At 71.9% G+C, this 21501-nt stretch carries 24 protein-coding genes; 13 read left to right on the top strand and 11 right to left on the bottom strand.

Translation table 11 applies throughout. The annotated features are described in order from the left end of the window. On the top strand, positions 1-1155 hold a 1155-nt coding region (locus AQJ64_RS30000), incomplete at its 5' end, for a tetratricopeptide repeat protein (RefSeq protein WP_159060316.1). Here AQJ64_RS30000 and AQJ64_RS30005 read toward each other — a convergent pair. Further along, the gene (locus AQJ64_RS30005; protein ID WP_055638008.1) at positions 1156-2877 is read right to left on the bottom strand and encodes a bifunctional 3'-5' exonuclease/DNA polymerase; all 1722 of its coding nucleotides are present in this window, start codon (positions 2875-2877) and stop codon (positions 1156-1158) included. Positions 2878-2946: 69 nt separating this feature from the next. Next, positions 2947-3681 (bottom strand): Clp protease N-terminal domain-containing protein, encoded by a 735-nt coding sequence (locus tag AQJ64_RS30010; protein ID WP_055638009.1) that lies wholly within the window; start codon positions 3679-3681, stop codon positions 2947-2949. 92 nt (positions 3682-3773) lie between these two features. Between AQJ64_RS30010 and AQJ64_RS30015 the strand changes: the two genes are divergently transcribed. Further along, positions 3774-4883, top strand: coding sequence for a DUF2786 domain-containing protein (locus AQJ64_RS30015; RefSeq protein WP_240512922.1), 1110 nt, complete (start codon positions 3774-3776; stop codon positions 4881-4883). A 6-nt stretch (positions 4884-4889) separates the two neighbouring features. Here AQJ64_RS30015 and AQJ64_RS30020 read toward each other — a convergent pair whose 3' ends face one another. The 4 genes from AQJ64_RS30020 to rpmB form a co-directional block, all read right to left on the bottom strand. Next, on the bottom strand, positions 4890-5432 hold the full coding sequence (locus AQJ64_RS30020; protein WP_055638011.1) for a DUF4232 domain-containing protein: 543 nt from the start codon (positions 5430-5432) through the stop codon (positions 4890-4892). A 127-nt stretch (positions 5433-5559) separates the two neighbouring features. After that, complete coding sequence (locus AQJ64_RS30025) at positions 5560-6048, bottom strand: hypothetical protein (protein WP_055638021.1); 489 nt, start codon at positions 6046-6048, stop codon at positions 5560-5562. Between the two features lie 187 nt (positions 6049-6235). Beyond that, the gene (gene rpsN / locus AQJ64_RS30030) at positions 6236-6541 is read right to left on the bottom strand and encodes a 30S ribosomal protein S14 (RefSeq protein ID WP_055638012.1); all 306 of its coding nucleotides are present in this window, start codon (positions 6539-6541) and stop codon (positions 6236-6238) included. Positions 6542-6557: 16 nt separating this feature from the next. Then, entirely contained in the window at positions 6558-6794 is a 237-nt protein-coding gene (gene rpmB, locus AQJ64_RS30035) for a 50S ribosomal protein L28 (protein WP_055638013.1), read from the bottom strand. A 62-nt stretch (positions 6795-6856) separates the two neighbouring features. On the opposite strand from rpmB, the gene rpmG reads away from it, so the two are divergent. The 5 genes from rpmG to AQJ64_RS30060 all read left to right on the top strand — a co-directional run bounded on the left by rpmG (position 6857) and on the right by AQJ64_RS30060 (position 9530). Further along, positions 6857-7021 carry a 50S ribosomal protein L33 gene (rpmG, locus tag AQJ64_RS30040; RefSeq protein WP_007383717.1) on the top strand — a complete coding sequence of 55 codons (165 nt, stop codon included), beginning with the start codon at positions 6857-6859 and terminating at the stop codon, positions 7019-7021. Positions 7022-7023: 2 nt separating this feature from the next. Then, positions 7024-7293 (top strand): type B 50S ribosomal protein L31, encoded by a 270-nt coding sequence (locus AQJ64_RS30045; RefSeq protein ID WP_055638014.1) that lies wholly within the window; start codon positions 7024-7026, stop codon positions 7291-7293. Further along, positions 7290-8477: a CobW family GTP-binding protein gene (locus tag AQJ64_RS30050; protein ID WP_055638015.1), complete on the top strand. Its 1188-nt coding sequence runs from the start codon at positions 7290-7292 to the stop codon at positions 8475-8477. Before AQJ64_RS30045 ends, AQJ64_RS30050 begins: the two co-directional genes overlap by 4 nt. Before the next feature lie 4 nt (positions 8478-8481). Further along, on the top strand, positions 8482-8715 hold the full coding sequence (rpsR, locus tag AQJ64_RS30055; protein ID WP_055638016.1) for a 30S ribosomal protein S18: 234 nt from the start codon (positions 8482-8484) through the stop codon (positions 8713-8715). A 596-nt stretch (positions 8716-9311) separates the two neighbouring features. Beyond that, positions 9312-9530 (top strand): DUF397 domain-containing protein, encoded by a 219-nt coding sequence (locus tag AQJ64_RS30060; protein WP_052183895.1) that lies wholly within the window; start codon positions 9312-9314, stop codon positions 9528-9530. A gap of 90 nt (positions 9531-9620) precedes the next feature. On the opposite strand, the gene AQJ64_RS30065 is transcribed toward AQJ64_RS30060, so the two are convergent. After that, positions 9621-10100, bottom strand: a complete 480-nt coding sequence (locus tag AQJ64_RS30065) for an ATP-binding protein (protein WP_055638017.1) — start codon at positions 10098-10100, stop codon at positions 9621-9623. Positions 10101-10474: 374 nt separating this feature from the next. On the opposite strand from AQJ64_RS30065, the gene AQJ64_RS30070 reads away from it, so the two are divergent. The 3 genes from AQJ64_RS30070 (at position 10475) to AQJ64_RS30080 (ending at position 13524) form a co-directional block, all read left to right on the top strand. Beyond that, entirely contained in the window at positions 10475-11299 is an 825-nt protein-coding gene (locus tag AQJ64_RS30070) for a helix-turn-helix domain-containing protein (protein WP_055638018.1), read from the top strand. A gap of 121 nt (positions 11300-11420) precedes the next feature. Beyond that, positions 11421-12881 carry an aldehyde dehydrogenase family protein gene (locus AQJ64_RS30075; RefSeq protein WP_055638019.1) on the top strand — a complete coding sequence of 487 codons (1461 nt, stop codon included), beginning with the start codon at positions 11421-11423 and terminating at the stop codon, positions 12879-12881. A 43-nt stretch (positions 12882-12924) separates the two neighbouring features. Then, positions 12925-13524, top strand: a complete 600-nt coding sequence (locus tag AQJ64_RS30080; RefSeq protein WP_055638020.1) for a PadR family transcriptional regulator — start codon at positions 12925-12927, stop codon at positions 13522-13524. Between the two features lie 171 nt (positions 13525-13695). Here AQJ64_RS30080 and gad read toward each other — a convergent pair whose 3' ends face one another. After that, positions 13696-15096 (bottom strand): glutamate decarboxylase, encoded by a 1401-nt coding sequence (gad, locus tag AQJ64_RS30085; protein WP_055638251.1) that lies wholly within the window; start codon positions 15094-15096, stop codon positions 13696-13698. A gap of 241 nt (positions 15097-15337) precedes the next feature. On the opposite strand from gad, the gene AQJ64_RS30090 reads away from it, so the two are divergent. Then, a complete protein-coding gene (locus AQJ64_RS30090) occupies positions 15338-16105 on the top strand; it encodes a MerR family transcriptional regulator (protein ID WP_055638252.1) in 768 nt (255 codons plus the stop codon). 20 nt (positions 16106-16125) lie between these two features. Here the strand turns inward: AQJ64_RS30090 and AQJ64_RS30095 are convergent, their stop codons facing one another. Then, positions 16126-16491, bottom strand: coding sequence for a YbjQ family protein (locus tag AQJ64_RS30095; RefSeq protein WP_055638253.1), 366 nt, complete (start codon positions 16489-16491; stop codon positions 16126-16128). Between the two features lie 138 nt (positions 16492-16629). On the opposite strand from AQJ64_RS30095, the gene AQJ64_RS30100 reads away from it, so the two are divergent. After that, positions 16630-17484, top strand: coding sequence for a DedA family protein (locus AQJ64_RS30100; protein WP_059203159.1), 855 nt, complete (start codon positions 16630-16632; stop codon positions 17482-17484). 25 nt (positions 17485-17509) lie between these two features. On the opposite strand, the gene AQJ64_RS30105 is transcribed toward AQJ64_RS30100, so the two are convergent. Continuing rightward, a complete protein-coding gene (locus AQJ64_RS30105) occupies positions 17510-19102 on the bottom strand; it encodes a threonine/serine exporter family protein (protein WP_055637901.1) in 1593 nt (530 codons plus the stop codon). A gap of 115 nt (positions 19103-19217) precedes the next feature. After that, positions 19218-19709 (bottom strand): inorganic diphosphatase, encoded by a 492-nt coding sequence (locus AQJ64_RS30110; RefSeq protein ID WP_055637912.1) that lies wholly within the window; start codon positions 19707-19709, stop codon positions 19218-19220. Positions 19710-19833: 124 nt separating this feature from the next. Here AQJ64_RS30110 and dacB point away from each other — a divergent pair, with 124 nt between their 5' ends. Then, on the top strand, positions 19834-21450 hold the full coding sequence (gene dacB, locus AQJ64_RS30115; protein ID WP_240512915.1) for a D-alanyl-D-alanine carboxypeptidase/D-alanyl-D-alanine endopeptidase: 1617 nt from the start codon (positions 19834-19836) through the stop codon (positions 21448-21450). Positions 21451-21501: the final 51 nt, after the last annotated feature.

Consider the following 21501-nt stretch of genomic DNA (forward strand, 5'->3'; position numbering starts at 1 on the left):
ACCGCAACAACCACCCCCCGAACAACCGCCCTGCACTGGTACGCCGCCGTCGCCGAGCGGGCCCTTGTCGCCGTGCTCGAACCCGGTCTCGACCAGGACGACCGGTGCCGCCCCACCTCCGCCCAGCCGGCGGCCCACGCGGCGTACGTCCGGGACGTACCGGCCTTCCCGGGGCCCGAGGAGGCCTTCATCTGGGCCGACACCGAACTGGAGAACATCGTCGCCCTGGCCGAGCCGGCCTTGGCCGAGGGCGGGGCCGGGGACGTCGAGGCCGCGCTCGTCTCCACCCTCCTCCGGCTCCTCTTCCCCTGCCTCCAGCGCCGGGGGCGGGTCGCCGAGATGGAGGTGCTCGGGCAGGTCGCGCTGCGCACGGCCCGGCGGCTCGGGGACGCGCCGGCGGAGGCGTACGCCCTCGGTGACCTCGCCGGTCTGCACTTCCTGACCGGCCGGCTCCAGGACGCCCTCGCCCTCAACGGCCGTGCCCTGACCATCTGGCGGCGGCTCGGCCGGCTGTCCTGGATCCGCCGCTGCCTCAACAACCGGGGGCTGCTGCTGGAGAGCCTCGGCCGGTACGAGGAGTCAGGCGACGCCCTGCGCCAGAGCCTCGGGTACTCGCGCCAGCTGAACGACCCGCACGGCGAGGCCATCACCCACAGCCACCTCGGCAACCTGTACGAGCACACCGACCCGCGCGCCGCCATCGAGCAGCACCGCCTCTCGCTGGCCCTCGGGGACCGGATCGGCGCCGTGATCGTGCAGCACTCGGCGCACTGCAACATCGGCTACGCCCATCTCACCCTCGGTGAACCGGCCGCCGCCCTGCCGCACTTCGAGGAGAGCCTGCGCATCCTCGGCGGCCACAGCGACTGGCACGGCGAGTCGCAGACCCGGCTCGGGCTGGTCCGCGCGCTGCGGCTGCTGGGCCGGACCGGACCGGCCGCGGGGGAGTGCGCCGAACTGCTGCACCGCGCCGACGCCCGCGCCGACCGCTACACGGGCGGCCTCGCCCGGCACCAGCACGGTCTGCTGCTGCACGAGCAGGGACGTACGGACGAGGCGCGCGCGCAGTGGCGGGCGGCCCTGGAGGCACTGGACGGGACGGACGAGACCACCGTCGTGGCCGAGATCGAGGGGCTGCTCGGCCGGCCCGGGTGATCACTTCGCGTCGGCATAGCACTCCACCACCGCCGTCGTGAACGGGAACCGCACCGGCGTCTCCCCGAACGTCAGCCGCCCCGCGAGGCCGGCCGCCTCCTTGATGGCGGCGACGACCGCTTCCGCCTCCTCCTCGGGACAGTGCACGATCACCTCGTCGTGCTGGAAGAAGACCAGCTCGGCCGCCATGTCCGCGCAGGTCCGGCGCAGCGCGGCGAGCAGCAGCAGCGCCCAGTCGGCGGCGCTGCCCTGGACGACGAAGTTACGGGCGAAGCGGCCACGCGCGCGTGCGTCGGAGGAGGCGTACCCCGGTACCCATGGCCGGCTCTCCTCCGGTTCCGCGCCCTCGGCCGGGGCGACGGGGTCGACCGGGATGCCGGCTTCGTCCGTGCCCGTCTCGCCCGCGCCGGCCGCCGGCGGGCAGGTCCGGCCCAGCCAGGTCCGCACGAGCCGGCCCTCCTCGCCCGCCCTGGCCGCCTCGTCGACGTAGGCCACCGCGCGCGGGAAGCGGCGGCGGAGCGCGGCGAGGTTCTTCAGGCCGTCGCCGGAGGTCTGGCCGTAGACCGCGCCGAGCACGGCCAGCTTCGCCTGGTCGCGGTCGCCGGAGAAGGCGCGGTCGGAGACGGACTGGTAGAGGTCGCTCTCCTGGCCGGCCACCTCCATCAGACCGGGGTCGCGGGAGATCGCCGCGAGGACGCGCGGCTCCATCTGGTCGGCGTCGGCGACGACGAGCCGCCAGCCGGGATCGGCGACCACGGCCCGCCGGATGACCTTGGGGATCTGCAGGGCGCCCCCGCCGTTGGTGACCCAGCGGCCGGTGACCGTGCCGTGCGCCAGGAACTCGGGGCGGAAGCGGCCCTCGCGCACCCAGTCGTGCAGCCAGGACCAGCCGTGGGCGACCCAGATGCGGTACAGCTTCTTGTACTCGATGAGCGGTTTCACCGCCGGATGGTCGAGGGACTGCAACTCCCAGCGGCGGGTCGACCTCACCCGGATCCCGGCCTGTCCGAACGCCTTGAGCACATCGGCGGGCAGATCGGGGCGGACCCGGCGGCCGAACGCGGCGGACACCTCGTCGGCCAGCTCGGCCAGCCGGCGGGGCTCGCCACCGCCCGTGTACCGCTCGCCGAGCAGGTCGTGCAGCACCGCGCGGTGCACCTCGGCGCTCCACGGCAGGCCCGCGCGGTTCATCTCGGCGGCCACCAGCATCCCCGCCGACTCGGCCGCCGTCAGCAGCCGCATCCGGTCGGGGTGTTCCGTGCGTGTGTGCCGCCGTTGCTGCTCGGCGTAGACCTCGGCGAGGTCGGCCAGCGGCAGGGGGGCGGCCTGGACGGACCGTGGTTCGAACAGCGAGGACTGGGCCTGGGCGCCGGGCGCGGCGGAGCGCTGCGGCGGGTCCGGTGGTACGGGGCCGCCGCGCAGCCGGGCCAGGGCGGCGGCGGCCGAGCGGGGTTCGCCGTACCGCCCCTCGTGGCCGAGGAGGAGGGTCTCGGCGTCCTCGACGTCGTAGCACCGCTCCACTCGCACCCCCGTGGCGAGCAGGCGTGGGTACACCTCGGCCGTGGACCGCCAGACCCAGCGGGTGACGCCGGGGCGCTCGCGGACGGCCCGTGCGAGATCCGCCTCCCGCAGCACCGGCCCGGCGGGCAGCCCGTCCGGACCGAGGGGGGCGAGCTCCACGCCACCGTCCTCGGCCGGGGCGAGGGCCCACCGGTCGGTCATGCTGCGAGTGTCGCAGGAGGGTCTGACATTGATGCTGATACTCAGGTCGCGGTGGCCGTGGCTCGGCCCTCAGTCCTGGTCCGGCAGCCCCACGGTGAGCTTCGTGAGGGCCTGTGCGACCCACCCTTCGACGGCGGGCTTGTCGATGCCGAGGTCCGACAGGACGCCCGTGCCGTTCTCGAACTCCAGCAGCGCCAGCAGGATGTGTTCGGTGCCGACGTAGTTGTGGCCGAGGCGCAGTGCCTCGCGGAAGGTGAGTTCCAGGACCTTCTTGGCGTCGGAGCCGTAGGGGACCAGCTCCGGGACCTCCTCGGCGGCGGGCGGCAGCGCGGCGCCGGCGGTCTGGCGCACGGTGTCCAGGAGGACCCCCTGCGCGGTGATCGCCTTGGCGGCCAGCCCCTCCGGTTCGGCCAGCAGGCCGAGCACCAGGTGCTCCGGGCGGCCCTCGGTGTTGCGGGCGGCGACGGCCTCGTTGTGGGCGGCCATCACCACGTTGCGGGCGCGCGGGGTGTAGCGGCTGAAGCCCTGGCTGGGGTCGAGGTCGGCCGACTCCTTGGGTACGAACCGCTTCTGCGCCGCCTGCCGGGTGACCCCCATGCTCCTGCCGATGTCCGTCCAGGAGGCGCCCGAGCGCCGGGCCTGGTCGACGAAGTGCCCGATCAGGTGGTCGGCCACCTCACCGAGGTGATCGGCGGCGATCACCGCGTCCTGGAGCTGGTCGAGGGGTTCGGGGTGGACCTTCTTGATGGCCGCGATGAGGTCGTCGAGCCGTACGGATGACGTGATGCCTGGGTTCGTCGTCATGTGTCAACCGTAGGTTGACACTCAAGGACTGTCAACCTCGGGTTGTCAGTGGGGTGTGTCCCTGCTCCCCGCGCGCGTGGCACGATCGACCGGTGAGCAGCACCGTCGACACCGCCTTCCGCACCGCCCTCTACGACACCGTGGACACCGCCCTCGACACCGGCGCCTCCCTCCTCGCCGCCGACCCCGCCGCGGACGCCGAACTCGACCGGCGCGGCAGGGAGTTCGTGGCGTCGGCCTGGCAGCGCGGCTGGCAGCCCGCCGACCTCGTACGGATCGTGCGGCGGGAACTGGAGGACGTCCACGTGCGCGTGCTGGCCGCGCTGATCCGCGCGCAGGCACCGGACGACAAGGCGCGCGGCCCCCGCTGGGCCGCCCAGCTCGCCGAGCTGCCCGCCGGGGTCCCGGCCCGCACCGACCGCTTCTCGTCCGCGACCGCGGTCCTGGAGCTCTACCGCCTCCTGCTGCGCCTGCCCTCCCTCGACCCCCTCCAGGAGCCCCGGCCGGGGCCGGGCCGGCGGTCCGACTCCCGCATGCTCACCCGGATCCGCGCGCTGCTCGCCAAGGCGGAGGCCACCGGCTATCCGGAGGAGGCGGAGGCGCTCACCGCGAAGGCGCAGGAGCTGATGGCCCGGCACAGCGTCGACGAGGCGCTGCTCGACGCCCGGGCCCCGGACCCGGACGCGCCCGCCGCCTGCCGGATCGGGGTCGAGCCGCCGTACGAGCAGGCCCAGGCGATGCTGCTGGACGCGGTCGCGTCCGCCAACCACTGCCGGGCCGTCTGGAACGAACCTTTCTGCTTCTCCACGGTCGTCGGCTTCGAGGCCGATCTGGTGGCGGTGGAGCTGCTCCACACCTCGCTGCTGGTGCAGGCGCAGTCGGCGATGGTGAAGGCGGAGGCCGCGCAGCGGGCCGGCGGACGCAAGCGGACCAAGACCTTCCGGCAGTCCTTCCTCGCCGCGTACGCCCATCGCGTGGGGGCGCGGCTCGCCGAGGTCGCGGCCGCCACCGAGAGCGAGGCCGGCCGGGACCTGCTCCCGGTCCTCGCCACCCGGGAGGTCGCCGTCACGGCCGCCACCGACCGGATGTTCCCGGACACGGTCACCACGAGGCTGCGCGGCGTCACCGACGAGGCGGGCTGGACCGAGGGAGCCGAGGCCGCCGACCGGGCGCAGGTCGCCGCCCGGCCGCGGCTCCCGTGAGGCGGGTCAGTCGCCCGCCTGCGTGAAGGCGCCCACCGAGGCGTCCGGTACGCCCGCGCTCTTCAGCGAGACGTCGCCGTAGGACCAGGGGAAGCTCTCGCTCTTGCCGGATCCCGGCAGGCTGTACTGCGCCGTCTTCACGGCGAGGCTCTTGTCGCCGCTCTCGCCGCGGACGTAGGTGATCGTGAAGGTGACCGTGCCCTGCTCCGGGACGGTCACCTTCTGCTTCTGGGCGGCCGGGTCCTGCGGCACGCTCGCGGGGTCGCCGTCGGCGGAGAGGCCGACGGTGGGGAAGCCGTCCAGGGTGCACTCGGCACCCTTGTTGGCGAGGGTGACGGTGACGTTGCCGGTGTCCCCGGCGGCGGGGGCGGCGTCGACCGGGCCGACCTCCTGGCCCAGGCCGTCGAAGGAGCAGGCGGAACCGGCGGCCGTGCCGCCGGAGGCGGAGGTCTTGCTCCCGGTGTCGTCCGAGCCGCTGTCGTCGCCGGAGCAGGCGGTGAGCAGCAGGGCCGCGGCGAGGGCGGTGACGGTGATCGGTACGGCGCGCATGAGTGGTCCCCTGAGGTCTGTGGCGGTGCTGGAAGGATCATCACGTACGCGCACGGCGGCTCGCCGCGCGCCCCCACCCGTGCCCGCACTCCCCGGGTGCCGTGTGCTCCGGCCGACAGGCCCCGGGTCAGGAGCCGGTCCCGGCCGTCGGCAGCCCCGAGGGCAGCTGACCGTTCTCCGCCTTGGTGTACGTCTCCTTGCCCGCCGCGCCCGTCCAGGTCACCTTCAGGGTGTCGCCGTCGACCGAGTCGACCATGCCGGTCGTACGGTCCTTGGAGCCGGTGGGGCACTTGAGGTAGATCATCTTCATGCCCGCCTCCACGCTGGCGGTCCCGCTGCACACGGTCCCGCCGGTGGCGAACAGGGCGGCCTGCTTCCCGGTGACGATCAGCGCGACGGAGTCGCCGTCCGCCTTGGTGAGCCAGTTGCCCTCCAGCTCGTTCGACGCGGAGGCCGTGGCGCCGTCCGACCCGCCGGCGGTCCCGCCGGTGCCGGCGGTCGCCGTGGCGGCGTTCGCGGACGGGATCGCCGAGGAGCCGTCGTCGTCGGACCCGCCGCCGCACCCGGTCAGCGCGAGCGCGCCCGCCAGCACCGCCACGGCCGCCACGGCCCGCATCGGCCGACGGGACGTGCCGCGCGAGTAGATCGCCGAAGTCACTGCAAGCTCCCAAGGTGTAGCCGGACGGGCCGGACGGGCCGGACCGGAAGGACCGCAGCAAGCTACCAGCACGCCCACCCGGAACCCTGGGGACGACCTGTGACCTCCAAGGACACACCTGTGACCCGCGGAGCGGGCCGGTGGCCTACCAGGAAGCCTTCCGCACCCCCGGCAGACATCCCGCGTGCGCCTGCTCCCGCAGGCCCAGCCGGGACAGCCCGAACGCCCGGACGTAACCGCGCGGCCGCCCGTCCACCTGGTCCCGGTTGCGCACGCGCGTGGCGCTCGCGTCCCTCGGCTGCCGGCGCAGCTCCCGTTGGGCGGCCAGCCGCTCGGCCTCCGTCGAGGAGGGCCGCCGCAGGATCTCCTTCAGCTCGGCCCGCCGCTCGGCGTACCGCGCGACGGTCTCCCGCCGCTGCTCGTTCTTCGCGATCTTGCTCTTCTTCGCCATCGGACCCTCAGCCCCTTCAGACCCGGATGCCGCGGGCGCGGATCCGCGCCACCGCCGCCTCGACGCCGATCGCGTCGACCGTCTTGATCCCGCGCGCGCTCAGCCGCAGCCGTACCTGACGCCCCTCGCCGGGCAGCCAGTACCGCTTGGACTGGACGTTCGGGTCGAAGCGGCGGGACGTCCGCCGGTGGGAGTGCGAGATCCGGTTGCCGAACCCGGGCCGTGCCCCGGTCAGCATGCAGTGCGCGGACATGGGTGACGTACCTCTCTCTGCCAGCTATCGCTAATGGATGTCATTTTCAGTAAGATACCAGCATGGCACGCAACGAACTCCGCCCGGTCGTCAGGCTCCGGTCCACGGCGGGGACCGGCTTCACGTACGTCACCCGTAAGAACCGCCGCAACGACCCGGACCGTATGACCCTCAGGAAGTACGACCCGGTCGCCGGCCGCCACGTCGACTTCCGAGAGGAGCGCTGACCATGCGCGAGGCGATCCACCCGGCGTACGGCCCGGTCGTCTTCCGCGACCGCGCCGCGAACCACGCCTTCCTGACCCGCTCGACGATGACCCGCTCGACGATGACCGGCGAGAAGACGATCGAGTGGGAGGACGGCCGCACCTACCCGGTCGTCGACGTCGAGATCTCGAACGTCAGCCACCCCTTCTACACCGGCACCGCCCGCGTCCTGGACACCGCCGGCCGCGTCGAGCGCTTCGAGCGCCGGTACGGGAAGCGGGGCGGTTCGTGAGCCTCTCCGTCGTGATCGTCGGCGGGCTGCACGCCGACGCCCGCCGGGCGACGGTGGCACGCCTGCTCGCCGACGTCCCGGACGGCGTCGTACTCCACCACGACCTGGCGACGGCCGCCGCCGGCACGGTCGTACGGACCGTCCGCGACGCCGGCGGAGTCCGCTCCGCCGGCGAGGCGCCCCTGATCGACGACTGCGCCTGCTGCGCGCTGCGCGAGGACCTGGTCCCCGAACTGCGCCGGCTCGAGGACGACGGCACCACCCGGCTCGCGATCGTCGAGCTGTGGGACTCCGTGGAGCCCAAGGCCATGACCGAGGTGGTCGTGGCCGGCGGCCTCACCGTCACCGGAGTGATCACCGCCGTCGACCCCGCGCTGCTGCTGCCCTGCCTCGGCAACGGCGACGACCTCGCCGACGTGGGCCTCGCCGCGGCCGCCACCGACCGGCGGACCGTCGCCGACACCTTCGCCCGGCAGCTGGAGTACGCCCCCGTGCTGGCCGTCGTCGACTCCCCGGAGGCCGACGACGAGGACCGGGAGCTGCTGGCCCAGCTGCATCCGACCGCCCGCCGGGTCCCCGTCCGAGGCGGTCACCCCGCAGCGGATGCATCCGCACGTGCATATGCATCCGGCACTTCTCCCGGCCCGTCCGAGCTGGCGACGGCCGCCCTCGCCGGTTTCGACGTCGAGGCGGCCGCCGCCGCACAGCACCCCGCCTGTGCGCTGCTTCCCGCCGAGGCCGACGCGCACGGTGTCGCCACCTTCGTGTGGCACCGCGACCGCCCCTTCCACCCGGAGCGGCTGTACGCGGCGCTGGAGGACCTGACCTGCGCCGCCGCCCGCAGCCGGGGCCGGTTCTGGCTCGCCGACAAGCCCGATGTGCTGCTGCACTGGGACGCGGCGGGCGGCGCCCTGTGCGTGGAGTCGGCGGGTCCGTGGCTCGCCGCGCTCCCGGACGCGGCCTGGGAGCTGGTCCCGCCGGTGCGCCGGGCCGCCGCCGCGCTGGACTGGCACCCCGAGCACGGCGACTGCTGCCAGCACCTGGTCTTCACGTCCCCCGGCCTCGACCGCGACGGGCTCGAACGGCTGCTGGAGGCCTGTCTGCTCACCGACGCCGAGTACGCCGGCGGCCGCGACGCCTGGAAGCGGCTGCCGCCCGCCTTCGACACCCTCCTGGAGGTCTGACCCCGTGCCCCGCAAGGCCGACCGCAAGCCCGCCAAGCCCCGCCCCAACCCCCTCGACCGGGCGGGTGTCGTCCACATCGACTACAAGGACACCGACCTGCTGCGGACGTTCCTCTCCGACCGGGGCAAGATCCGCAGCCGGCGGGTCACCCGGGTCTCCGCCCAGCAGCAGCGACTGCTGGCCCGTGCGATCAAGAACGCCCGCGAGATGGCCCTGCTGCCGTACGGCAGCCGCTGAGCCGGAGGCGCTCTCAGCCGCACGAGGGAAACCGGTCGATCCGTCCACACCGGCTGGACATCGCTCCTCCCGCGCCTGGGCCGGACGGCCGAGGTGAACGGCCCCTCCGCTCCGGCAGGATTCGCCCCCGTGTACGACCGTCCGGGTCGTGCACGGGGGCGAGCGCTTTCCGCGCCCGCTCCGCCCGGGCAGGGCCATTTCCGGATCCTCCGGGCGGGACCCGCGGAACCCCCACGTCCGGAGGAACGTCCACCGGATGGACCGGAGGCCTCGCGTCCGCCTTCCAGGACCGCACGAAACGGAGGAAAACGGTGCTGGTGAGGGGTGCCGGTGGAACATGACGGGCGTGCGGAGCGTCTGTTCCTAGTGCGCGAGTGGTTCGATCCGGACTACTTCCCGGCCGGGTAAAGCGCGCGTCAACGCTGTAACCGCGCCACCACCCCTCGTGCACGTGCATCTGCTCATGCAGCTGCACATGAACGGGGTTATGATCCGGGACAGTTGACCACGGCACCAATGGCCACACGAGCCAGTGCACCACCAGGGAGCGACCTGTGGACCACCACGTTGACGGGGGGCACGACGTGTACAACGGCATGACGGCCACACAGCTGTACGGGGTTGCCTGGCAGAAGAGCCGGCACAGCAACTCGCAGGGATCCTGCGTGGAGTTCGCGCGACTGCCCGGCGGGGACGTGGCCGTGCGCAACTCGCGCTTCCCGGACGGCCCCGCGCTCGTCTACACGCGGGCCGAGATCGAGGCGATGCTGCTGGGCATCAAGGACGGCGAGTTCGACCACCTGATCGCGAGCTGACCCGCCGGCCGCTCATGCCGCAGGGGCAAACCTGCATCAAAGGGGTCGCAACGCGCGTAGAACCGCGGCGCCGAAGAGCGCCGCGGTTCATCATTCGGTGGGCGTGTGCAGCCGGAACAGCGCCCAGACCACCTTGCCGCCGAGGCTGCCCGACAGCGGGTGCCAGCCCCAGCCGTCGGCGAAGGAGTCGACGAGGAACAGGCCGCGGCCCGACTCCGCCGAGAAGTCCTCGCCCTCCTGGGGCAGCGGGCTGTCGTGACTGGGATCGCGCACCGCGCACACCAGCCGCTCGGTCCACCGCATCAGATGCAGCCGCACCGACGGGCTCTGGTCCGCCGGAAGCGGGGCCGCCTCGGGCAGCCCGTGCCGCAGGGCGTTGGTCACCAGCTCCGAGACGACCAGACAGATGTCGTCGAAGCGGTCGCCCACGTCCCACTGGCCCAGGGTTCTTCTGGTGAACTGGCGGGCCTCGCGCACCGCTTCGAAGCGGGCGGGCAGTGCGCAGGACGCGGCGTTGGACACGGCCGCGGGATCAAGCGGCGGAAGGCCCTGCCGTAACGGCTCGAGCATGGTCGATCCATTCGTCCCCATGCGAGGCACTCCCGGGATTCGCGGTCGTTGCGATGCAGCGGTGGCGCGAGACCATGGTTTCCGATGCGCACGGCGGATGCAAGGGCAGATGCACGTGCACGTGACCGAAATGGACCCGCCCGTACCGCTTCTTGGCCTTTTTTTCCGCCACTTCCCGTCGTCCAAGGCCCGTTCCCTTGCTTTCTCCACACCCTTCCCTTGCGTAGCTCTGTGCGTATCCTTTGGCTTCTTTCCATCTCTGTAATCGGACGAGTACTGCTCGAAGTGTTTTAGTGGCAGACTGCGGGCGCAGAGGACCGTTGGGGAGGCTGGCGAACGTGAGCGCGGGAGAGCCCGGATCGGTGGTGCGGCGGATGCTGCTCGGTTCGCAACTACGGCGACTGCGCGAAGCACGCGGGATCACGCGGGAGGCGGCGGGCTACCACATCCGGGCGTCGGAGTCGAAGATCAGCCGGATGGAGCTGGGCCGGGTGAGCTTCAAGACCCGTGACGTCGAAGACCTGCTGACGCTGTACGGCATCACGGACGACATCGAGCGCCAGGCCCTGGTCGGACTCGCCCGCGAGGCCAACGTGGCGGGCTGGTGGCACAGTTACTCGGACGTCCTGCCCAACTGGTTCCCCACCTACGTCGGCCTGGAGGGCGCGGCCTCGCTGATCCGCGTCTACGAGGTGCAGTTCGTGCACGGCCTGCTCCAGACCGAGGCCTACGCCCACGCGGTCGTCTCCCGCGGGATGAGGGGCGCGAGCGCCGCCGACATCGACCGGCGTGTGGCGCTGCGCCTGGAGCGGCAGAAGTACCTCGTCGCCGAGAACGCCCCCGAGTTCCACATCGTCCTCGACGAGGCCGCCCTGCGCCGGCCCTACGGCGACCGCGAGGTGATGCGCGGTCAGCTCCAGCACCTGATCGAGATCTCCGAGCGGCCCAACGTACGGCTCCAGATCATGCCGTTCAGCTTCGGCGGGCACTCCGGTGAGTCCGGCTCCTTCACCATCCTCGGCTTCCCGGAGTCCGATCTGAAGGAGGTCGTCTACCTGGAGCAGCTCACCAGCGCCCTCTACCTCGACAAGCACGAGGACGTCGCCCAGTACGAGCAGGCGCTGAAGGAGCTCCAGCAGGACAGCCCCGGACCCGACGAGAGCCGGGACCTGCTGCGTGGCCTGATCCAGCTGTCGTAGGGCCGGTTCCCGAGGGTTTCCCCCCGGGAATCCGGGGAAGGACCCAACCCCCTTGAAACACACGTACGATGACGCGTGATCAGATCGTGACGTCGATCGCAGCAGGGGATTGAGGGATCACATGTCGTCCTACTTCACGGACCTGGCGCAGCAGTACATCGACGGTAAGTGGCGTCCAGGGACGGGGTCCTGGGACATCATCGACTTCAACCCCTACGACGGCGAGAAGCTCGCCTCGATCACCATCGCCACGGTCGACGAGGTCGACGAGGCCTACCGCGCCGCCGCCCGCGCCCAGAAGGAGTGGGCCGAGACCAACGCCTACGCCCGCCGCACGATATTCGAGCAGGCGCTGCGCCTGGTCGAGGAGCGCGAGCAGGAGATCGCCGACGTCATCATCGCCGAGCTCGGCGGCACGCGGCTGAAGGCCGCCTTCGAACTCCACCTCGTCAAGGAGTTCCTGCGCGAGTCGGTCAACCTGGCGCTGCGCCCCGAGGGCAAGATCATCCCCTCGCCGGTCGACGGCAAGGAGAACCGCCTCTACCGGGTGCCGGTCGGCGTCGTGGGCGTGATCAGCCCCTTCAACTTCCCGTTCCTGCTGTCCGTGAAGTCGGTCGCCCCGGCCCTGGCGGTCGGCAACGCCGTGGTGCTCAAGCCGCACCAGAACACCCCGATCGTCGGCGGCACCCTGGTCGCCAAGCTGTTCGAGGACGCGGGGCTGCCCGCCGGTCTGCTGAACGTCGTCGTCACCGACATCGCGGAGATCGGCGACGCGTTCATCGAGCACCCGATCCCGCGCGTGATCTCCTTCACCGGCTCCGACAAGGTCGGCCGTCACGTGGCCACCGTCTGCGCCGCGCACTTCAAGCGCTCCGTCCTCGAACTGGGCGGCAACAGCGCGATCGTGGTCCTCGACGACGCGGACGTCGACTACGCCGTCGACGCGGCCGTCTTCAGCCGCTACGTCCACCAGGGCCAGGTCTGCATGGCCGCCAACCGCGTCCTGGTCGACCGTTCGCTCGCCGACGAGTTCACCGAGAAGTTCGTCGCCAAGGTGCGCGGCCTCAAGGCCGGCGACCCGCGCGACCCGGAGACGGTCATCGGCCCGGTGATCAACTCCCAGCAGGCGGAGTCGCTCACCTCGGTCGTCGAGCAGGCGCTCGCCGAGGGCGCGACGGCCCTGCTGCACGGCACGACCGAGGGCAACCTCGTCCGGCCGTCCGTCCTGACCGGCGTCCCCGCCGACTCCGCCCTGCTCCAGCAGGAGGTCTTCGGCCCCGTCTCCTTCCTCGTCCCCTTCGACGGCGAGGAGGAGGCGCTGCGCCTGGTCAACGACACCCCGTACGGCCTCAGCGGCGCGGTCCACACCGGGAACGTCGAGCGGGGCGTGGCCTTCGCCAAGCAGGTCGACAGCGGCATGTTCCATGTGAACGACGGCACCGTCCACGACGAGCCGATCGTGCCCTTCGGCGGCGAGAAGAGCTCCGGCGTCGGCCGTCTCAACGGCGAGACGACCCTCGAGGCCTTCACCACCACCAAGTGGATCTCGGTGCAGCACGGCCGCAGCCGGTTCCCCTTCTGAGCCGGGTGCCGGTCTCCGGGCCCCGGGTCATAACCTGGGGCCCATGTCAGCAATCCGTCTTCTCGTGCTGGGCGCGGTGCGCCTGCACGGGCGGGCCCACGGCTACCAGGTCCGCGGCGACCTGGAGTACTGGGGCGCCCACGAGTGGTCCAACGCCAAGCCGGGCTCGATCTACCACGCCCTGCGGCAACTGGCGAAACAGGGGCTGCTGCACGAGCACGAGACGGCCCCCTCCACGGCCGGCGGCCCGCCCCGCACCGAGTACGAGATCACCGAGGCGGGCACCGAGGAGTACTTCCGCCTGCTGCGCGAGGCGCTGACCTCCTACGACCAGAGGACCGACGTCAAGTCGGCGGCCATCGGCTTCGTCGTCGACCTGCCCCGCGCCGAGGCCGTGACCCTGCTCAAGGAGCGGATCCGCCGCATCGAACGGTGGCGCTCCACCGTCGTCGAGCACTACGACCCCGAGGGCGGCCCCCAGCAGGTGGGCCACATCGGCGAGATCATGAACCTCTGGGTCCACACGGCCGACGCGGAGGCCGAGTGGACCCACGGCCTGATCGACCGCATCGAGACCGGCGCCTACACCTTCGCGGGCGAGGGCGAACCGTTCGCCGACGTCCTGCCGGACAGGTCCCGGTGACGAGACCTAGTGCCGCGGCAGGCAACGTTCGCCCCGTCGCGACGCCCGGCACGCACTCTCGCCGCACCGGCCGAAAGCCCAAGTACGTCCAGTACGAGGACTTCCGGCCGGCACGCCGAGAGCACGCACCGGACGCCGCTCCTTGACGGGCAAACGTTGCCTGCCGCGGCACTAGTGGTGGAAGCTGGTCGCCGCGCCCTTGTCCCGGTCCAGCGGGCCCGACTGGCGGCGCAGCTCCGGCAGCAGCCGGGTGAGGTCCTCCACGAACAGGTCCGCGAGATCCTCCGAGAAGCCGTTGCGGCACACCACCCGCAGGACGGACAGGTCCTCCCGGTTCGGCGGGAAGGTGTACGCCGGGAGCAGCCAGCCGCTCTCCCGCATCCGCCGCGACACGTCGAAGACGTCGTACGACGTGATGTCCGGCGCCGTCGTGAAGGCGAAGACGGGCAGCGCGTCGCCCCGGGTGAGGAGCCGGAAGTCGCCGAGGGCCTCCACCCTGTCGGCGATGCCCCGGGCCACGTCCCGGGTGGTCTGCTGCACGGTCCGGAAGCCCGCACGGCCCAGTCGCACCAGCGTGTAGTACTGGGCGACCACCTGGGCGCCGGGCCGGGAGAAGTTCAGCGCGAACGTCGGCATGTCGCCGCCCAGATAGTTGACCCGGAACACCAGTTCCTCGGGCAGCGCCTCCTTGTCGCGCCACAGCGCCCAGCCGACCCCGGGGTACACCAGCCCGTACTTGTGCCCGGAGGTGTTGATCGACGCCACGCGCGGGAGGCGGAAGTCCCACACCAGGTCCTCGTCGAGGAAGGGGGCGACCATCGCGCCGGACGCGCCGTCCACATGCACCGGGATGTCGAGACCGGTGCGCTCCTGGAGGGCGTCCAGGGCCGCGCACAGCTCGGCGATGGGCTCGTAGGACCCGTCGAAGGTGGAGCCCAGGATGCCGACGACCCCGATGGTGTTCTCGTCGCACCGGTCGGCGGCGGCCTGCGGGTCGAGGTGGTAGCGCTCGCCCTCCATGGGGATCAGGCGGGGCTCGACCTCCCAGAAGTTGCAGAACTTCTCCCAGCACACCTGGACGTTGACGCCCATCACCAGGTTCGGCCGTGCCCCGGAGTCCGGATTCCGCCTGCTCCAGCGGCGCTTGAGCGCCATCCCGGCCAGCATGCACGCCTCGCTGGACCCGGTCGTCGAACAGCCCACGGCCGCCGACGGGTCCGGCGCGTTCCACAGATCGGCGAGCATCGCCACACAGCGCCGCTCCAGCTCGGCGGTGCGCGGGTACTCGTCCTTGTCGATCATGTTCTTGTCGCGGCACTCCGCCATCAGCACCCCGGCCTGCGGCTCCATCCAGGTGGTGACGAAGGTCGCCAGGTTGAGCCGGGAATTGCCGTCCAGCATCAGCTCGTCGTGCACCAGCTGGTACGCCGCCGTGGGCGCCATCGGGTTGTCGGGCAGCCGGTGCTTGGGCGGGGCCTCGGTCATGCCGCTGACCGGATTGGCCTCGCCGTAGAAGGGGTTCAGGGACAGCGGGCGCTCGTCGGGCTTCTCGGGACCTTTGTGCAACGCCATGGGGGCCTCCTGAAGGATCGAACGGGTGGCGGCGGACCGGAGTTCCGTCCGCGCCGGACGGCGGGGCTGGGTGGGCCGAGACCACGGGCCCACCATAAGCGGACGAAACGGACATGACATCCGGATGGGTGACAGCCTGTGACGGGACGCCCGCCCGGCCCGCGCGCCCGGGCTTGCACCTCACGCGACGTGAGGCCCCACCGTGGAACCCGTACGGACGCACACGGAAGGAGCGGAGGACGTGAGCTACTCCGTAGGACAGGTCGCCGGATTCGCCGGGATCACGGTGCGCACCCTGCACCACTACGACGAGATCGGCCTGCTCGTCCCCGGCGACCGCAGCCACGCGGGCCACCGGCGCTACGACGACACCGACCTCGACCGGCTCCAGCAGATCCTGTTCTACCGCGAGCTCGGCTTCCCGCTCGAAGAGGTCGCCGCCCTGCTCGACGACCCGGCCGCGGACCCGCGCGCGCATCTGCGCCGGCAGCACGAACTGCTGACCGCCCGGATCGAGAAGCTGCGGAAGATGGCGGCGGCCGTGGAACACGCCATGGAGGCACGCACGATGGGCATCAACCTCACACCCGAGGAGAAGTTCGAGGTCTTCGGCGACAAGGACCCCGAGCAGTACGCCGAGGAGGCGGAGGCGCGCTGGGGCGGCACCGGGACCTACGCCGAGTCGCAGCGCCGGGCCGCCCGCTACACGAAGGACGACTGGAAACGCATCCAGGCCGAGGTCGACGCCTGGAACGAGCGGTACGCCGCCCTGATGGCCGCCGGTGAGCCGCCCACCGGGGAGACGGCCATGGACCTGGCCGAGGAGCACCGGCGCCACATCGGCACCTGGTACTTCGACTGCCCGTACGCGATGCACCGCTGCCTGGGGGAGATGTACGTCTCCGACGAGCGCTTCAGGGCGTTCTACGACTCCGTGCGGCCCGGCCTCGCCGCGCACCTGGAGGAGGCCATCCGGGCGAACGCGGACCGAGGCGGCTCGAACGGCTGACGCCCGACCCGGCCCGGGGCTCAGTCCCGGGCCAGGACCACCGCGGTCCCGTACGCGCACACCTCGGTGCCCACGTCCGCCGCCTCGGTCACGTCGAAGCGGAACATCAGCACGCCGTTGGCGCCCCGCGCGCGTGCCTGCTCGACGAGCCGCTCCATGGCCTGGTTGCGGGTCTGCACCAGCGTCTTGGTCAGCCCTTTGAGCTCACCGCCGATCATCGACTTCAGACCCGCGCCGATCTGGCTGCCGATGTGCCGTGAACGCACGGTCAGCCCGAAGACCTCGCCGAGGACCTCCTGCACCCGGAACCCGGGCACATCGTTGGTGGTGACGACCAGTACGTCCGGCTCGGGCCCCTGGCCGCCGCCGAAATCATCGATGCCCATGTTCACAGCTTTGACCGGGGAGGGGCACAGTGCATCCTGGGGGAAGCCCTGGGAACCTGGTCCTGTGGCGCTGCGTTGATAGTTTGGGGCGGTCCCGCCGCCGCACCGACCGCCCTCACCCCTCAGGAGCCCAAAACCGTGACGACCCTTGCCCTCGGACCGAGCTGGCTGGACCCCGACTACCTGCTCGACTCGTTCGGCATCTGGGGTCTGCTGCTCATCGTCTTCGCGGAGTCCGGCCTGCTCATCGGCTTCTTCCTGCCGGGTGACTCCCTGCTGTTCACGGCCGGCCTGCTGATCACCTCGAACCAGCTGGACTTCCCGCTGTGGGGCGCGGTCGCGCTGATCTGCGTCGCCGCGATCCTGGGCGACCAGGCGGGCTACATGTTCGGCAAGAAGGTGGGCCCGTCCCTCTTCAGCCGCCCCGACTCCCGCCTGTTCAAGCAGGAGAACGTCACCAAGGCGCACGAGTTCTTCGAGAAGCACGGCCCGAAGTCCCTGATCCTGGCCCGCTTCGTGCCCATCGTGCGGACGTTCACGCCGATCATCGCCGGCGTCAGCGGCATGAAGTACCGCTCGTTCCTGGTCTTCAACATCATCGGCGGCGTCCTGTGGGGCGCGGGCGTCACCCTCCTCGGCTCCTGGCTCGGCAACATCGACTTCGTCAAGAAGAACATCGAGGCGATGCTCATCCTGATCGTCCTCCTCTCGGTGGTCCCGATCGTCATCGAGTTCCTGCGGGCCCGCTCCCAGGCCAAGAAGAACCCGCCCCGGCAGCAGCCCCCGGCCCCCGAGCAGCAGCAGCCGTACCAGCCCCCGTACCCGGTCATGGACGACGCGACGACCCAGCTCCGCCGCATCGACGACCACCAGCCCCCGCAGAACGACTACTACGCCCAGCAGCAGCCGCAGCCCTACGCCAACGACTACTACGGCGGCCAGCAGCAGTACCCCCCGCAGCAGTACCCGCACAACCAGAACCAGGGCTACTGACAGCACCCCGACAGGGGCGCGGGGATCAGAAGCCCCGCGTCCTCTTTGCCGCCCTGCGCTTCTCAGGTGACCCGATCCGCAGAAACAGCCGGGACACCTCCGACCCCAGATTCACCCCGATGGCGATGGCCATGGCCAGAGCGGCCGCCTTGGTGAGCGACCCCACCCCCTCGTCCACCTCGTTCTGCGCGATCGCCAGCAGCCCGAAATAGACGGCCGACCCCGGCAGCAGGGGCCCGATCGCCGCGGTGGTGTACGGCAGCGCCGAGGCGAACCGGTACCGCGCGAGGAGCTGCCCGAACAGGCCGACCACGCCCGCCGCGACGGCAGTGGAGGCCACGGGCGAGATCCCGCCGGTGTAGTGCATCGCGCCGTACACGCACCAGGCCACACCCCCGTTCAGGGTGACGGCCAGCACGGTGGATCGTTCCTGCTGGAGCAGGACGGCGAAGGTGAGCGACAGCAGCATCGAGGAGCAGATCTGCCACAGCGGCCGGTTGCTGCCGCCCAGGACCGCGTCGGGGTTGAGCCGGGCACCCAGCTGGACGCCGACGTAGAGCATCACCAGCACCCCGACGACGATGCCCACGAACAGGTACATGACCTCCAGCAGGCGGGCCGCGGCCGTGATGTAGAAGCCGGTCAGCCCGTCCTGGACGCCCGCCACCAGCGCCCGCCCCGGCAGCAGCGCGAACAGGCCGCCGGTGATGACCGCGGACGCCTTCACGTCGACGTGCGTCAGCGTCAGCACGATGCCCATCGCGACCGAGGGCATCGCGGCGACCAGGAACTGGTAGAACTCCGGCAGCCCGCGCCCCGCGCACAGCCACGCCAGCCGGTCGCCGAGCATCGCGCCCACCAGCGCCGCCACGAACACCACGGCGTCACCGCCGACCAGCACCGAGGCCGCCCCCGCGAGCAGCCCGCTCGCCCCGGTCAGCACCCAGGTCGGATACGGATGCCGGTTGCGCCGGATCTCGGCGAGCCGCCGGTAGGCCTCCTCCAGGGAGACCTGGGTCTCCGGGTCGCTCAGATCGTCCACGAGCCGGAAGACGGCCGCCAGCCGCGTGTAGTCGGTGCCCCGGCGGCGCACCGTCCGGGACGCCGTCACCGGGTCCTCCACCAGCGAGGGCTGGTACGAGATCGACAGCAGCGTGAAGGTGACGGTCGGCTCGCAGCGGTCCAGGCCGTAGGAGCGGCACACCGCGAACATCGCGGCCTCCACGTCCTCCGCGCCCTCCCCGCCCGCCAGCAGCAGCTCGCCGATGCGCAGCGTCAGGTCGAGCACGCGCGGGACGGCCGGACCGCCCTCCTCCGCCCTCCCGACCGGCTCCGGCGCGGGCCGCTCCGTCACCGGCATCCGCAGCATCGTGCGCATCCGGTCCTGCCAGGGCACGTCCTTGGTCAGGCTCACCACCGGCATCCCGCCGGGGGGCGTGAACGCGGGCGGGGCGCTGCGCGCGCTGTACGTGCTCGGCCGGCTGAACGCCGAGCCCTCCGCCTCCGGGGCGGGCGGGACCTCCACCCCCTCCGGGACGGCGAACTCGGAGGTCACCTCGGGGTCATAGGGCCCCCTCGCCTCGTCCGACTGCGGCTTGCGGTCCTCCGCCTCCGTCACTGAGAAACGCTCCCTGAACGACGCCTTCCGTGTGCCTCAGTATGCGCACGGACACGCGAAAGGGCCGCACGCGTGCGCGTACGGCCCCTCGACGCGGGGTGATCAAGCCACGGGGTCAGTGACCGCCCTGGTCCTTGAAGCGCTTGTACGACCGCTCGATCTCGGCCTCGGCGTCGGTGCGGCCGACCCAGTCGGCGCCCTCGACGGACTTGCCGGGCTCCAGGTCCTTGTAGACCTCGAAGAAGTGCTGGATCTCCAGGCGGTCGAACTCCGACACGTGGTGGATGTCGCGCAGGTGCTCCACGCGCGGGTCCGTCGCCGGGACGCACAGCAGCTTGTCGTCGCCGCCGGCCTCGTCCGTCATCCGGAACATGCCGATCGCGCGGCAGCGGATCAGACAGCCCGGGAAGGTGGGCTCGTCCAGGATGACGAGCGCGTCCAGCGGGTCGCCGTCCTCGCCGAGGGTGTTCTCGACGAAGCCGTAGTCGGTCGGGTAGGCGGTCGAGGTGAAGAGTCGACGGTCCAGGCGGATCCGACCCGTCTCGTGGTCCACCTCGTACTTGTTGCGCGAACCCTTCGGGATCTCGATCGTGACGTCGAACTCCACCGGTGGCTCCTCCATGATCAGCACATAGTTCTGGTGGTTAAGTGTCCCTCACGCAGGTGGGTGATCGCGAAAGGGGCTGGTGGTCGTGCCAGAGCTGAGGCCTTGGCGAGCCGCGAGACCGCATGTGGTGCGGATCACGGACGCCGTACGACCGCGTCTGGCACGTGCCGCAGGGATCGTACGGCCCTCCCTCGCGCGCGTCGCGGGGGCCGCCGCGCCGCAGGTCGCACGGCTGACGCGGGCGGCCGGTCCCCAGCTCGCGCGGATCACGAAGGCCGGTCCGCACGCCGGTTCCTGGCGGTACACCGCGGGTGCGGCGACCGCCGGTCTGGCGCTGGCCGCGGGCGTGGTGACCGCCGCCGGCCCCTGGGACGGCACCGGTCAGCGTACGGCCGAGCGGGACCGGGCAGTCGCCCTGGACCACACGGGTGGCGCAGATCACGGCCGTAAGGATGATTCGTCCGGTACGTCCACCGCTGCCGCCGGGGCACCCAGGCCCGCCCCCAGCGCCGCCTCCGTCCTCACCGGCCTCGGGGGCGCCGCCGGCACCGTGAAGTCGGCCCCGGACGCCCTGCCCACCACCACCGGCCTCAAGGCCGTCCTGGACCGCCTGCTCGCCGACCCGGCCCTCGGCGCCCGGCACACCGCCGCCGTCGTCGACGTGGCCACCGGCAAGCGCCTGTACGGCTCCGGGGCCGACACGGCGCTCACCCCGGCCTCCACCACCAAGATCGCCACCGCCGTCGCCGCGCTCTCCGCGATGGGCCCCGACCACCGCCTCACCACCCGCGCCGCCCTCGAACCCGACACCAGGGAACTCGTCCTGGTCGGCGGCGGCGACCCCACCCTGACCGCCCGCGAGGACGCCCAGGGCTGGGCCAGTCTGCGCACCCTCGCCGCGGCCACCGCCAAGACCCTCAAGGCGCGCGGTGTCACCCAGGTGACCCTCTCGTACGACACGACCCTCTTCGCCGGCGCGCAGATTCACCCCATCGGGGTCAACCCCAACCTCGCGCCCGTCACCGCGCTGAGCGCCGACGAAGGCCGCACCGACGACTCCACCAGCGGACCCGTGACCCGGGTGAGCGACCCGGCCGCCGACGCCACCCGCAAGTTCGCCGCGTTCCTGGCGGCCGACGGCATCACGTCCTCGGCCCCCGGCCCCTCCAAGGCCACCACGCGCGCGGAGACACTCGCCACCGTCTCCTCGCCCCCGCTGTCCACGGTGATCGAACGCATGCTCACCAACAGCGACAACGACATCGCCGAGGCCCTCGCCCGTCAGACCGCCGTCGCGACCGGCGTACGCGCCGACTTCGCCGGCGGCGGCAAGGCCGTCCGGGCCCGGCTCGACAAGCTCGGCCTGCCCGTGACCGGCGCCGTCTTCAAGGACGGCAGCGGGCTCGACCGCGCGGACCGCCTCACCGCGAACCTGCTCACCGCCCTCCTCGCCAAGGCCGGCGACCCCGGCCTCCCCGCACTGCGCCCCGTCCTCACCGGACTGCCCGTCGCCGGCTTCACCGGCACCCTCAGCACCCGCTACACCGACGGGGCCGCCGGTGTCGTACGGGCCAAGACCGGCACCCTGACCGGCGTGAACACCCTCGCCGGCACGGTCGTCGACCAGGACGGCCGCCTCCTCGCCTTCGCCCTGCTCACCTCCGACACCACCGACCCGACGGCGGCCCAGACCGCCCTGGACAAGGCCGCGACGGCACTGGCGGGCTGCGGCTGCCGGTGAGGGACGCCCGACCCTGACGTATCCCTGATCCACCCCTCGCGGCCTGCCCCA

It is taken from the genome of Streptomyces griseoruber (assembly GCF_001514205.1).
Classification (GTDB): domain Bacteria; phylum Actinomycetota; class Actinomycetes; order Streptomycetales; family Streptomycetaceae; genus Streptomyces; species Streptomyces griseoruber.

Excerpts from the sequence above, each read along its gene's own strand:
- AQJ64_RS30075 (WP_055638019.1), top strand. The coding sequence starts at position 11,421 with ATGTCGTCCTACTTCACGGACCTGGCGCAGCAGTACATCGACGGTAAG.
- AQJ64_RS30025 (WP_055638021.1), bottom strand. The coding sequence starts at position 6,048 with ATGCGGGCCGTGGCGGCCGTGGCGGTGCTGGCGGGCGCGCTCGCGCTG.
- AQJ64_RS30045 (WP_055638014.1), top strand. The coding sequence starts at position 7,024 with ATGCGCGAGGCGATCCACCCGGCGTACGGCCCGGTCGTCTTCCGCGAC.
- AQJ64_RS30070 (WP_055638018.1), top strand. The coding sequence starts at position 10,475 with ATGCTGCTCGGTTCGCAACTACGGCGACTGCGCGAAGCACGCGGGATC.
- rpsN (WP_055638012.1), bottom strand. The coding sequence starts at position 6,541 with ATGGCGAAGAAGAGCAAGATCGCGAAGAACGAGCAGCGGCGGGAGACC.
- AQJ64_RS30065 (WP_055638017.1), bottom strand. The coding sequence starts at position 10,100 with ATGCTCGAGCCGTTACGGCAGGGCCTTCCGCCGCTTGATCCCGCGGCC.
- rpmB (WP_055638013.1), bottom strand. The coding sequence starts at position 6,794 with ATGTCCGCGCACTGCATGCTGACCGGGGCACGGCCCGGGTTCGGCAAC.
- rpmG (WP_007383717.1), top strand. The coding sequence starts at position 6,857 with ATGGCACGCAACGAACTCCGCCCGGTCGTCAGGCTCCGGTCCACGGCG.
- AQJ64_RS30010 (WP_055638009.1), bottom strand. The coding sequence starts at position 3,681 with ATGACGACGAACCCAGGCATCACGTCATCCGTACGGCTCGACGACCTC.
- AQJ64_RS30005 (WP_055638008.1), bottom strand. The coding sequence starts at position 2,877 with ATGACCGACCGGTGGGCCCTCGCCCCGGCCGAGGACGGTGGCGTGGAG.
- gad (WP_055638251.1), bottom strand. The coding sequence starts at position 15,096 with ATGGCGTTGCACAAAGGTCCCGAGAAGCCCGACGAGCGCCCGCTGTCC.
- AQJ64_RS30080 (WP_055638020.1), top strand. The coding sequence starts at position 12,925 with ATGTCAGCAATCCGTCTTCTCGTGCTGGGCGCGGTGCGCCTGCACGGG.
- AQJ64_RS30095 (WP_055638253.1), bottom strand. The coding sequence starts at position 16,491 with ATGGGCATCGATGATTTCGGCGGCGGCCAGGGGCCCGAGCCGGACGTA.
- AQJ64_RS30060 (WP_052183895.1), top strand. The coding sequence starts at position 9,312 with ATGACGGCCACACAGCTGTACGGGGTTGCCTGGCAGAAGAGCCGGCAC.
- AQJ64_RS30020 (WP_055638011.1), bottom strand. The coding sequence starts at position 5,432 with ATGCGCGCCGTACCGATCACCGTCACCGCCCTCGCCGCGGCCCTGCTG.